At 60.4% G+C, this 10,590-nt stretch carries 13 protein-coding genes; 8 read left to right on the top strand and 5 right to left on the bottom strand.

All coding sequences use genetic code 11. The features are described from left to right. Window positions 1–590 (bottom strand): flagellar biosynthetic protein FliO (locus ACQY7U_RS20535; RefSeq protein WP_428648639.1); only part of this gene is annotated, 590 nt, incomplete at its 3' end. Between the two features lie 424 nt (window positions 591–1,014). Between ACQY7U_RS20535 and flgB the strand changes: the two genes are divergently transcribed. The 8 genes from flgB (at window position 1,015) to ACQY7U_RS20575 (ending at window position 7,593) form a co-directional block, all read left to right on the top strand. Continuing rightward, on the top strand, window positions 1,015–1,419 hold the full coding sequence (flgB, locus tag ACQY7U_RS20540; protein WP_428648642.1) for a flagellar basal body rod protein FlgB: 405 nt from the start codon (window positions 1,015–1,017) through the stop codon (window positions 1,417–1,419). Window positions 1,420–1,446: 27 nt separating this feature from the next. After that, complete coding sequence (flgC, locus tag ACQY7U_RS20545; protein WP_428648644.1) at window positions 1,447–1,857, top strand: flagellar basal body rod protein FlgC; 411 nt, start codon at window positions 1,447–1,449, stop codon at window positions 1,855–1,857. A gap of 35 nt (window positions 1,858–1,892) precedes the next feature. Continuing rightward, window positions 1,893–2,201, top strand: coding sequence for a flagellar hook-basal body complex protein FliE (locus ACQY7U_RS20550; protein ID WP_428648647.1), 309 nt, complete (start codon window positions 1,893–1,895; stop codon window positions 2,199–2,201). A gap of 57 nt (window positions 2,202–2,258) precedes the next feature. Then, a complete protein-coding gene (gene fliQ, locus ACQY7U_RS20555) occupies window positions 2,259–2,525 on the top strand; it encodes a flagellar biosynthesis protein FliQ (protein WP_428648650.1) in 267 nt (88 codons plus the stop codon). 25 nt (window positions 2,526–2,550) lie between these two features. Then, window positions 2,551–3,324, top strand: coding sequence for a flagellar biosynthetic protein FliR (gene fliR, locus ACQY7U_RS20560; protein ID WP_428648653.1), 774 nt, complete (start codon window positions 2,551–2,553; stop codon window positions 3,322–3,324). A 9-nt stretch (window positions 3,325–3,333) separates the two neighbouring features. Beyond that, window positions 3,334–4,413: a flagellar biosynthesis protein FlhB gene (gene flhB, locus ACQY7U_RS20565; RefSeq protein WP_428648656.1), complete on the top strand. Its 1,080-nt coding sequence runs from the start codon at window positions 3,334–3,336 to the stop codon at window positions 4,411–4,413. A 150-nt stretch (window positions 4,414–4,563) separates the two neighbouring features. Next, window positions 4,564–7,116 carry a cell cycle histidine kinase CckA gene (cckA, locus tag ACQY7U_RS20570; RefSeq protein ID WP_428648659.1) on the top strand — a complete coding sequence of 851 codons (2,553 nt, stop codon included), beginning with the start codon at window positions 4,564–4,566 and terminating at the stop codon, window positions 7,114–7,116. A gap of 141 nt (window positions 7,117–7,257) precedes the next feature. Beyond that, entirely contained in the window at window positions 7,258–7,593 is a 336-nt protein-coding gene (locus ACQY7U_RS20575) for a cupin domain-containing protein (RefSeq protein ID WP_428648662.1), read from the top strand. 32 nt (window positions 7,594–7,625) lie between these two features. Here ACQY7U_RS20575 and ACQY7U_RS20580 read toward each other — a convergent pair whose 3' ends face one another. The 4 genes from ACQY7U_RS20580 to ACQY7U_RS20595 all read right to left on the bottom strand — a co-directional run bounded on the left by ACQY7U_RS20580 (window position 7,626) and on the right by ACQY7U_RS20595 (window position 10,561). Then, window positions 7,626–8,171: a hypothetical protein gene (locus ACQY7U_RS20580; RefSeq protein ID WP_428648665.1), complete on the bottom strand. Its 546-nt coding sequence runs from the start codon at window positions 8,169–8,171 to the stop codon at window positions 7,626–7,628. After that, entirely contained in the window at window positions 8,155–8,784 is a 630-nt protein-coding gene (locus ACQY7U_RS20585) for a lysophospholipid acyltransferase family protein (RefSeq protein ID WP_428648667.1), read from the bottom strand. The genes ACQY7U_RS20580 and ACQY7U_RS20585 overlap by 17 nt, the downstream gene beginning before the upstream one ends. 242 nt (window positions 8,785–9,026) lie before the next feature. Beyond that, window positions 9,027–9,953: a phosphatidate cytidylyltransferase gene (locus tag ACQY7U_RS20590; protein ID WP_428648670.1), complete on the bottom strand. Its 927-nt coding sequence runs from the start codon at window positions 9,951–9,953 to the stop codon at window positions 9,027–9,029. Next, entirely contained in the window at window positions 9,950–10,561 is a 612-nt protein-coding gene (locus ACQY7U_RS20595; protein ID WP_428648673.1) for a CDP-alcohol phosphatidyltransferase family protein, read from the bottom strand. Before ACQY7U_RS20595 ends, ACQY7U_RS20590 begins: the two co-directional genes overlap by 4 nt. Window positions 10,562–10,590 lie beyond the last annotated feature (29 nt).

Below are 10,590 nucleotides of genomic sequence, written 5' to 3' on the forward strand. Positions count from 1 at the left end.
TCCGCAGCCGGTTGCCGCGCGGTCACCGGTGCTGCGGGCGGCTTCGGTACGGAAGCGGCCGCTGCCGGAGTTCTGAGCGGAGGTTCTGCAGGGGCTTCTTCCGGTGACGCTGCCGGTACCGGAACCTTTGCCTGGAGCGCGGGCGCGAGAGGAGCTGCCTCGGCGGCCGGGGACAGGTCTTCCGGGCGGGGCGGGATCTCCGGTCCGGGCGCCATTGGCGATTTGACTGATGTGGCAAGCGCCGTACCGGCCAAGGCGTGTGCGCCGGGGCGGCCTGCCGCAAGCGGGGCGTTGCGGATAATGTTCTGTTCAACGACGACGTCGCTCGGACCGCCGACGAGGAGCAAGTGTTCCACATTGTCCCTGCGCACCAGCACAAGCCGGCGTCTTGTGTCGACGGTGGCGCTGTCCATGACGGCAATTCTGGGCTGCCTGCTGCGGCTCTGCGGCGTTGTTGCGCCCATCAGGCGTTTCAGAATGAAAACGAACAGTCCGAAAAGCAGCAGGACCGCGGTTAACGCGAGGATGACCGCAATTACCTGAGAAAAGCCTCCGTCCACGTTGAAGGTGTCTTCTATCAACTTAAGCATTTGTACCTCGTGCCGCCCGTGACCGCGCTGTGACTGTGTCTGCCGGATACCCGAAATTTCCGCCTCAATTGGGGAATGTCTTTCTTATCCCCAGTAAATCCGGTTCCGGTGCCGTTACGGGCAGATCGCCCCCAAACCTCTTTGTTCTTTTGCTTTTCAAAGCTTCAGACGGCGGATGCAGAGCCTGAAAGCACAGAAGGATTGCTTGCTGATCCGCTTCGAATCTCTCTAGGTCTCAAGTTAACAGAGATGGGCAAAATTTGCCTGTCGAGGGCGGCGCTCATTTCGCGAAATGCAAAGGAATGTTGTGCTCTTCCACTGGTTTTTGAGGGGTTTGCGTGATTTGCGCGCGAATTGCGTTAACCTTTCATTAACTATTTACCCGGCAATCATTGCCTAGTTGGTTAACGGATGGTGAACGAGGATGGCTGTTACGGACCTGCCGCTGTTCCAGGCGCTCAAGAGCAAGATGCGATGGCATCAGGCGCGCCAGGGCGTGCTCGCCGAAAACATCGCCAACGCGGACACTCCCGGCTACAGCGCCAAGGACGTCAAGGACTACAAGTTCAGTGACTATGTCGGGAAGGCCTCGCTTGCGCTTGCGACAGACACCACGAGGAACGGGCACATTGCCGGAGCAATATCCGGGAGCAAGGATGCCAGGGTCGAAATGGTGGACACCTTCGAAGTGACCCCGAGCGGCAACAGCGTCAGCCTCGAAGAAGAGATGATGAAAATCACTGCCAACCAGATGGACTACCAGGCGGCGACGACACTCTATGCGAAGGGATTGGGCCTCATCCGGACGGCCTTGTCCAAGAGCGCTTAAGACCTGACGGCTTAAAGGACCGATAGAATGGACCTGATCAAATCCCTGTTCGTTTCCGCGAGCGGCCTCAGAGTGCAGAACGGGCGCATGAGGATCATCGCGGAAAACATCGCGAATGCGAATTCGACCGCCAAGACACCGGACGAGTTGCCCTATCGCCGCAAGGTCCCGACGTTCAAGTCCCAGTTCGACAAGGAACTCGGGGCTCAGATGGTCGAACTCGGCAAGGTTGCGGAAGACAACACCGACTTCCAGTCCGTTTTCATGCCGGGTCATCCGGCTGCGGATCCCAACGGTTATGTGCTTCAGCCGAACGTGAACACCCTGATCGAAACGACCGACATGCGTGAGGCGCAGCGGAGTTACGAGGCCAATCTGAACGTTATCGAATCGACGCGGCGGATGCTGCAGCGAACCATCGACATCCTGAAGGCGTGATGCGCCGAAGGTAATCCGGAAAGGGAGTGGGGCCCATGTCCACGCCATCAATTGCAAACAACGCCTACCAGATGGCCGCCCGGCTGCAGCAGCAGGCGCGCGCGCTGGAAGAATCCTCCCCGCAGCAGGTCGACTTCGGCCAGATGGTGCAGGAGGCCGTCGGGACAGTGATCGACAAGGGCCGTGAGTCGGACCAAAAGGCGGTCGGCATGGTCGAAGGCAAGACCGATGTCGTGGATGTGGTGACTGCCATTTCCGAAACCGAAGTTGCCCTGGAAACCATGGTCGCCGTTCGCGACCGGGTGATTTCCGCCTACGAAGAAATCATGCGGATGCCGATCTGATCCTGAGGCGGGATCAGTGGGAGTATCAGGCGGCAAGGGCCGGCAGGAGACGTCTGAATGACGGGTGGTGAAGTTCTCGATCTCGCACGCGAAGCCGTCTGGACCATGATCCTGGTGGCCGGACCCGTCATGATCGTCGGCCTCCTTGTCGGCGTCGTCATTGCCCTGTTCCAGGCACTGACCCAGATCCAGGAAATGACGCTTGTCTTCGTACCGAAGATCCTGGCGATCTTCCTCACGCTGCTGTTGACCCTGCCTTTCATGGGGCAGTTGCTGGAATCCTTCATGGGGCGGGTCGCCGAAATGATCCTGTCCACCAGCTAGAGCACGTCCTTGAAAGCGGTGGCGCATGACGATCCAGCTTGATTTCCTTCCCCAGGTTACAGCCATCTTCATGCTGATGTTCGCGCGTCTCGGGACAATGATCATGCTGTTGCCCGCGCTCGGCGAGAGCACGATTCCGACACGCTTCCGCCTGACCATTGCCCTGGCGTTGACACTTGTTCTATTTCCGGTGGCGTCTTCGCTCTATCCGGTCAATCTGCTCCAGAATCCCATGCAGCTGGTCGTTCTGCTTGGCGGCGAAATGCTGGTCGGGTTCGGCATCGGCCTTTGTGCCCGGTTGATCACGTCGGTTTTGCAGATCGCCGGTGTGATCATGGCCAACCAGTCAGGAATGGCCTTCGCGCTCGGTACGGACATCGCGAACGAAGGCCAGCAGGGTGCACTTTACGGCAACTTCCTGTCGATCCTCGGGGTTACCCTGGTCTTTGTCACCGATACCCACTACCTGGTGATTGCCGCGCTTCACGACAGTTTCACGATCTTTCCGCCAGGGGGAAGCCTGCCGATTGGGGATTTCTCCCAAACAGCGACGGAAACGGTCGCTCATGTGTTTACAATAGCCGTACGCATGGCTGCCCCTTTCCTGGTGGTCGGCCTGGTTTTCTACTTCGGCCTCGGCCTTCTCAACAAGCTGATGCCGCAGATGCAGATCTTCTTTATCGCCATGCCCGTGAACATCGCGATCGGGCTGTTTCTCTTGATGGTGCTGATGACGACCGTGATGATGTTCTACCTGGATCATTTTCAGCAGGCGCTCGGCAAGTTTATCGCAGGGTAGCGCTTCGCAATGGCTGACGACAGCGACGACTCGGAAAAGACAGAGGACCCCACGCAAAAGCGCTTGAAGGAAGCGCATGACAAGGGGGACGTTCCCAAATCGCAGGAAGTCAGCACCTGGTTCACCCTGGCCGGGGCGACCCTGATGATCGGCATTTTCGCACCGAGCACGGCGGCCTCTCTCGGCGGAATGATGAAGAACTATCTGGAGCATGCGCACCAGATCACGGCGGACGGCTATGCCTTGAAGGCACTTTGGCGGGATACCGGCGAATCCGTTGCCCTCATTGTCGGTGTTCCGCTTCTGGCGCTGGTGCTGATGGCGGTGGCCGGGAACCTGATCCAGCATCAGCCGCTTCTGACGGCGGAGACGATCAAGCCCAAACTGTCGAAAATCTCACCGGCGTCCGGATTCAAGAGGCTGTTCTCGGCCGACAGTCTGGTCAATTTCGCAAAGGGCATGCTTAAAATCGGGATCGTCGGCGCGATCATGGTCGCGGTGCTGTGGCCGCACCGTGATGAAGCGGACGTGATGGTTTTTTCCGATCCTTCGGTGATCCTGCGCGAGGCACAGGAGCTGATCCTGCAGCTCCTGGCGGCGGTTCTGGCGGTCATGACCGTGGTTGCCGGTGCGGATTTCCTTTATCAGCGCAACAAGTGGTTCAACAAGCAGAAGATGTCGCTGCGTGAGGTCAAGGAGGAATACAAGCAGACGGAAGGCGACCCTCAGGTCAAGGGCAAGATCCGCCAGCTGCGCATGGAACGCTCGCGCAAGCGGATGATGTCGGCGGTTCCGCAGGCTACCGTCGTGGTGACCAACCCGACCCACTACGCGGTGGCGCTGAAGTACGAAGACGGCATGGGCGCACCGCTCTGCCTTGCCAAGGGCACCGACGCGGTTGCGCTCAGGATGCGCGAGATCGCCAAGGAAAACGAAGTGCCGGTGATCGAAAACCCGCCGCTCGCCCGGGCACTCTATGCGACGGTCGATATCGACCAGGAAGTGCCGGAGGAGCACTACAAGGCCGTGGCGGAAGTCATTGGCTTCGTCTTCCGGATGCGCCGCAAGGCCGCCTGGCGGGCAAATTAGCCTGCACCGGCGCTCGATTGGTTATAAACACAGCGCAAACAGGTGAATTTCTGCAAGACTCGGTTTCATATCTGTTGAAATCGGGTAGTAAGCACAGAATGCTTAACAACGGCCTCATGTATGGCGAATCGGGCCGGGGAGACGAGATGTATGAGTGACATGAACGGAGCGCCGAGCGGGCCGATGATCAGCCGCCCGGAGCGTTCCGGGAACATCGGGCTCTTGATCGGTCTGGCGCTGCTCTTGGTTGGCGCGGCTGCCGCCTTCGCGGTCATGGACCGGAACGTGGCGCAACCGTTCATTCTGGCGCTGCTCGGCATTCTGGCCGTGGTTGGCGTGTTCTGCCTGTTCGCCGGTGCCATCGGTTTCCTGCGCCTTTCGGCCCGTCCGGGCGAAGCCAGCCCGCTGGCTTCCGCTTTTGTCGACACTCTGGAAGACGGCGCCCTGATCACCGATATGGAAGGCCGTCTCGTCTATGCCAACAAGTCCTATGCGGATCTGACCGGGTCTGAAACGGCCGCAGACATCCGCGTCGTGGAGCGTGTCTTTTCCTCCGACCCGGACGCGGCGGACGCCATTTTCCGCCTGTCCCAGGCCATGCGCGACGGGCGCAGGGCACAGGAGGAAATCCGTATGCCGTATCCGCTCGGCCGGGCGGAAGGCGCCGCCCGCTGGTACCGGGTCTCCGTGCGCCCGCTGCTGGTTTCCAAGGAACGCGGCGGCGGCAAGCCGATGGCGGTCTGGCAGCTGGCGGACATCACGCGAGACCGGGCCGAGCAGGAAAACTCCTTCCAGGAGCTGCAGCGGGTCATCAATTTTCTCGACCACGCGCCGGCGGGCTTCTTCTCCTGCGATGCGGAAGGGCGCATCGTCTATCTCAACGCGACGCTCGCCGACTGGCTGGGCTACGATCTTGCCCAGTTCGATGCGGGCGATCTGGATCTTTCAGGGATCGTGCGCGGCGACGGCACGGAGCTGATCCGCTCGGTGAAGGGCCAGGCGGGCGAGGTCAAGAGCGAAACCTTCGATCTCGATTTCGTCACCCGCGACGGGCGCGGCCTGCCCGTGCGCCTTCTGCACCGGGTGCCTTTCGGTGAAAACGGCCACGCTGGCGACAGCCGTACGCTGGTGCTCAACCGTTCGCGCGGCGAGGAGGCGTCCGAGGCCCTGCGGGCCGCGGAAGTCCGCTTCGCGCGTTTCTTCAACAACACGCCGATGGCCATTGCCTCGCTCGACAAGGAAGGCCGGGTTCTGAGGACGAATGCGCCGTTCCTGAAGCTGTTCGGCGCCGTCGATACGGACGACGGCTCGCCGAAGCTGGAAGCATACGTGGCAGACAGCGGCCGCGAGGAACTGGCCAAGGCCCTGAGGGCAGCCGCCAACGGGATCGGCGAGATCTCTCCGATCGACATCGCCCTGGTGGAAGGCAACGATCCGCGTTCGGCGACCTTCTATGTCTCCGCGGTGCAGGAAGGTGAAGGCGACGGCGAGGCGGCCATTGTCTATGCGCTGGAAACCACCAAACAGCGGGCTCTGGAAGCGCAATTCGCCCAGAGCCAGAAGATGCAGGCGATCGGCCAGCTTGCCGGCGGTGTCGCCCACGATTTCAACAACGTCCTGACCGCGATCATCGGTTTCTCCGACCTGCTTTTGACCAGCCACCGGCCGTCCGACCCGTCCTTCCCGGACATCATGAACATCAAGCAGAACGCCAACCGCGCCGCCGGTCTGGTGCGCCAGCTGCTGGCCTTTTCCCGTCGTCAGACGCTGCGCCCGCAACAGCTTGAGCTCAACGACGTTCTGGCGGATCTCTCCATCCTGCTCGATCGCCTGCTCGGCGAGAAGGTGGAGCTGAAGGTCATCCACGGCAGGGACCTGTGGCCGGTCATGGCCGATCTCAACCAGCTGGAACAGGTGATCGTCAACCTGGCTGTCAATGCGGGTGATGCCATGGCAGACGGTGGCCGCCTGACTATCCGCACGCGGAATGTGTCGGAAGCCGAGAGCACCCAGTTCGAAAACACCCGCGGTATGCAGGCAGGCGAATATACGCTCGTCGAGGTGGAAGATACCGGCCACGGCATGCCGCCGGAGATCATGGAAAAGATTTTCGACCCGTTCTTCTCCACGAAGGAAGTCGGCAAGGGGACCGGTCTCGGCCTTTCCACCGTCTACGGCATCGTCAAGCAGACCGGCGGTTTCATCTTCTGTACGTCCGAGGTCGATATCGGCACGACGTTCCGCCTGTTCCTGCCGCGTCACATCCCGCAGGTGGTGGAAGCGAAAAAACCGGAAGCCAAACCGGCAGAGCCGGAAAAGGTTGCCGATCTCACCGGGTCCGCCTCGATCCTTCTGGTGGAAGACGAGGAAGCGGTGCGCGCCTTCGGTGCCCGCGCGCTCGCGTCCCGCGGCTACACGGTCTACGAGGCGGGATCGGGTAACGAGGCACTTGAAGTCATGGAAGAAACCGGCGGCCAGATCGATCTGGTGGTGTCCGACGTGGTCATGCCGGAAATGGACGGCCCGTCGCTGCTTGTCGAGCTGCGAAAGACCCGTCCGGACCTGAAAATCATCTTCGTGTCCGGCTATGCGGAAGACGCCTTTGAAGAAAACCTGCCTCCGGGCGAGAAGTTCTTCTTCCTGCCCAAGCCCTTCACGCTGAAGCAGTTGGCAACCACCGTGAAGGACGTGCTGAACGGCTAGGGGAGAGTTTCCAGCATTTCCCGGTCATTCCGGACAAGTGCAGCGCAAGCTGCGCGCCGATCCGGAAGGACGCGTTGAAGAGCCGGGAGGTGCGGACTAGGGTAGGGAAGTGGTTTCAGTCATTTCTCAGAAAGGCATCCCATGCAGTTCCCGGATTTCATTCGCAATTTTCCAAAGCTGGATATCCCGTTTCCGGAAGATGTCGTGAGGGCCTATGCGATCCGGTCCGACGCAGGTCTCGTGATCTTTTTCGACTTCCTGAAGGATATGGAGCTTCCGCCTCATTCCCATCTGGCTCAGTGGGGAACCGTCGTGAGTGGCGAGATCGAGCTGACGATTGAAGGCGAGGTCAGGAAACTGGGGCCCGGGGACCCGTACGACATTCCGAGCGGTGCCGTTCATTCGGCCCTGATCAAGGCCGGAAGCAAGGTGATTGATGTTTTCGAGGAAGCGGACAGGTATCCTCTGAAGACCTGAGTTCGCGAGCAGCGCGGATCGCGCGCGATGTCCTACCAGCCCACGAGAGCGAAATAGAAGACGTAAAATACGGCCCAGAGCGCCAGGCTGATCCCGAGCTTCTGTCTATCCGGGAGCCGTCCGCCGACCAGCCGGGACAGTCCCCATGCAATCAGGCTCATCACCAGGAAGCGTGGCAGCCGCACTATCGGCGAGAGCAGGGCAAATTGTGCAAGACCCGTTCCGGAAAGTCCGGCTTCGGCAGCGAAAATCTTGTAGGGCACGCCGGAAAAGGCACCGTGCAGCATGCCATCGAACAGGCCGCTCTCCAGGAGCTGCTGCACGGTTGTGAAACTGGTCTTCGAGATGCCCGGTACGTGAACCAGGACGCCGCGCGTTGCTTCCGGATCGTGAGCTGCGCAGTACCAGACAAGGATGCCGCCGGTCGTTGCAGCAAGCGCTGCGACCAACGCCGCCCACAAGGCTTTCCCGAGAGAGGTCAGCGCAAGGCTGGTCAGCAGAACATCGGGCACGATGAAGAACAGCGTTGCCTCGGCGAAGCCCCAGAGGGCGGCAAGTGTCCTACTCCCAGGGCGCAAAGGTTTTTTCCGTCGAAAGCTTGTTAAAGCGCTCCTTCAGCTCGGTCATGAACTGAGTCCGGTCTCGGCTCCAAGTCACTGGTTCTCCGACGAAAATATCGCAGAAGAAGGGGACCAGCAGGAACGAGCCTCTTGGTAATGCCTTGCCGAGGCCGTGCGTGAAGACAGGGACGACCGGAGCATCCGGAAAACGCTCGGCGAGGTAGGAAACGCCTTTCTTGAGATCCGTCATCTGCTCCGGTTCTCCACGCGAGCCTTCGGGAAAGAGGATCAGGACCTTGCCTTCGGAAAGAACCTGATAGCAACCTTCAAGCGGGTCGGAGTTCTTGTCCTTGCGGTCCCGTTCAACCGGGATGATGCCGAGCACGTGTTCCGACAGCCAGGCCTTGAGGGGCGTTGAAAAGAAGTAGTCGGCGGCGGCGACCGGCTTGATGTCCCTCAGCTTCGACAGCGGCATAAGGGCCATCAGCACCATGGTGTCGAGATGGCTGTTGTGATTGGCGACAATGATCGCTGGCCCGTCCGACGGCAGCAGTTCCTTGCGCCGCACGTTCAGCCCGAGCAGGAACAGGACTCCGATCTTCACGAAGATGTAGAAGGCCTTCTGGAGCATCATTGGAATCCCTGTAGCGGAACCAATGGAAGTCGGCGAGTTTCCATTCTCTCCGTCGTCATCCCGGCCAAGCGGAGCGCGAGCCGGGATCGGAGAGCCACAAAGCTGTGCTGCTTGCAATCGAATTTCTCCGGCGCCGAGGCGCCCCGGCCTCGGATTTCCGCTGCGCTGCGTCCGGGGTGACGGAGGAGGGGGAAGAGATTCGCTGTCCCGGTGTCGATGCTCATGTTTGCTTCACCCGCCTAGTAGTAGAAATAGCGCGTGAAGTGGAAGAACAGCGGGGCCGTGAAAGTCAGGCTGTCGATGCGGTCCAAAATGCCGCCGTGGCCGGGAATAAGACTGCCGGTGTCCTTGACGCCGAGATCGCGCTTGAGGGCGGAAACCGTGACATCGCCGACAAAGCCTGCAACCGGGATGAGCAGACCGGCGGCAGCGGCATGGATCATGTCGAACGGCGTGACCAGCGGCGCCGTCAAGAGCGCCAGGACGAAGGTGGTGCCGACACCACCCAGAAATCCTTCCCAGGTCTTGTTCGGGCTGACGCCGGGAATGATTTTCCTGCGGCCCAGCATCTTGCCCCAGGTGTATTGGGCAACGTCGTTGAACTGGGTCAGGAAGATCAGGAAGAGCAGCAGGCCCGGCCCACCGGTGCTGTTCTCCGGCGTAGGCGGCATGATCAGCAGGAAGGCCGCGTGACTGATGGAAAAGACACAGAGCATCAGGCCCCAGTTGAGTGTTCCGACGGCCCTCAGGAAACCTTCCGTCTGCTGGGTGAGCAGGCTTGCAAACGGCAGGAACAGGAACATGTAGACGGGAATGAAGACCGCGAACATGCCGTAGTAGCTGTCATAGACCCAGAAATACTGGACCGGGATCGACAGATATGCCCAGAACAGCACCCGCCGGTCGGCGCGGCGGGTCGGGATCATGGAGAAGAACTCCTTCAGCGCCAGGAAGCTGATCAGGGCGAAGACGATGATCGAGACCGTGTTGCTGACCAGAAACGACACCGTGAAGATCGCCACCATCACCCACCAGCTCTGGGTGCGCTGGACGAGTTCGGTCATTTTCTTTTCCGAGCGCCGTGAAATGGCGTAGACGATGATGCTTGCCACCGCCAGGACGCCCCAGATGCCGATCAGGGCCCAATGAATAGTCTGAAGGGTCATGACGCCTGCTTTTCCCTGATGGCCGCACGGACGCGGTTCCAGATGGTGACGGCGGACAGGACCAGCCCCGCGCCGAAGAGGACCTTATAGAGGAGCGCGGACGTGAGGCCGAGCGCCATCAGGAAACCGCAGAGGCCGAAAAGGGCTGCCCGGTCGCTCTTGCCGAAGGGCCCGTCATAGCGGCGGCTCGCACCGATCTGCACGCCGATGACACCGGTCATTTCCCCGATGATAGCCAGAACCACAAGTCCGATGACGATCTGCCCGGGGACGAAGGGCAGCAGCGCGAAGGGCAGGTAGAGCGCGGCATCGGAAAGCACGTCGCCGAGTTCGTTCAAAACCGCGCCGAGATCAGACTTCTGATCGTGTTCCCTTGCAAGCATGCCGTCGATGGCATTAAGGCCCATGCGCACGAACAGCACGAGCGGCAGCAGGATCAGTGGCAGAAAGGCGCCGGGGAAAAGCCAGAGAAGCAGCCCTTCAAGAACGGAAAGTCCGAGGGCCGTCAGTGTCACCTGGTTGGCGGTGACACCCCTTGCGGCGAGGTTCCGGCAAATCGGACGGAGGAGATCCTGAAACCGGGATTTCAGCTGATAAATCGTTGGCATTCTTGAAACTTCCAAAAAGGTTCAAGAAA

Origin of the sequence: Roseibium sp., assembly GCF_050301095.1 — a bacterium.
Lineage (GTDB): Bacteria > Pseudomonadota > Alphaproteobacteria > Rhizobiales > Stappiaceae > Roseibium.

Excerpts from the sequence above, each read along its gene's own strand:
- flgB (WP_428648642.1), top strand. The coding sequence starts at position 1,015 with ATGGCTGTTACGGACCTGCCGCTGTTCCAGGCGCTCAAGAGCAAGATG.
- flgC (WP_428648644.1), top strand. The coding sequence starts at position 1,447 with ATGGACCTGATCAAATCCCTGTTCGTTTCCGCGAGCGGCCTCAGAGTG.
- ACQY7U_RS20550 (WP_428648647.1), top strand. The coding sequence starts at position 1,893 with ATGTCCACGCCATCAATTGCAAACAACGCCTACCAGATGGCCGCCCGG.
- fliQ (WP_428648650.1), top strand. The coding sequence starts at position 2,259 with ATGACGGGTGGTGAAGTTCTCGATCTCGCACGCGAAGCCGTCTGGACC.
- fliR (WP_428648653.1), top strand. The coding sequence starts at position 2,551 with ATGACGATCCAGCTTGATTTCCTTCCCCAGGTTACAGCCATCTTCATG.
- flhB (WP_428648656.1), top strand. The coding sequence starts at position 3,334 with ATGGCTGACGACAGCGACGACTCGGAAAAGACAGAGGACCCCACGCAA.
- cckA (WP_428648659.1), top strand. The coding sequence starts at position 4,564 with ATGAGTGACATGAACGGAGCGCCGAGCGGGCCGATGATCAGCCGCCCG.
- ACQY7U_RS20575 (WP_428648662.1), top strand. The coding sequence starts at position 7,258 with ATGCAGTTCCCGGATTTCATTCGCAATTTTCCAAAGCTGGATATCCCG.
- ACQY7U_RS20585 (WP_428648667.1), bottom strand. The coding sequence starts at position 8,784 with ATGCTCCAGAAGGCCTTCTACATCTTCGTGAAGATCGGAGTCCTGTTC.
- ACQY7U_RS20590 (WP_428648670.1), bottom strand. The coding sequence starts at position 9,953 with ATGACCCTTCAGACTATTCATTGGGCCCTGATCGGCATCTGGGGCGTC.
- ACQY7U_RS20595 (WP_428648673.1), bottom strand. The coding sequence starts at position 10,561 with ATGCCAACGATTTATCAGCTGAAATCCCGGTTTCAGGATCTCCTCCGT.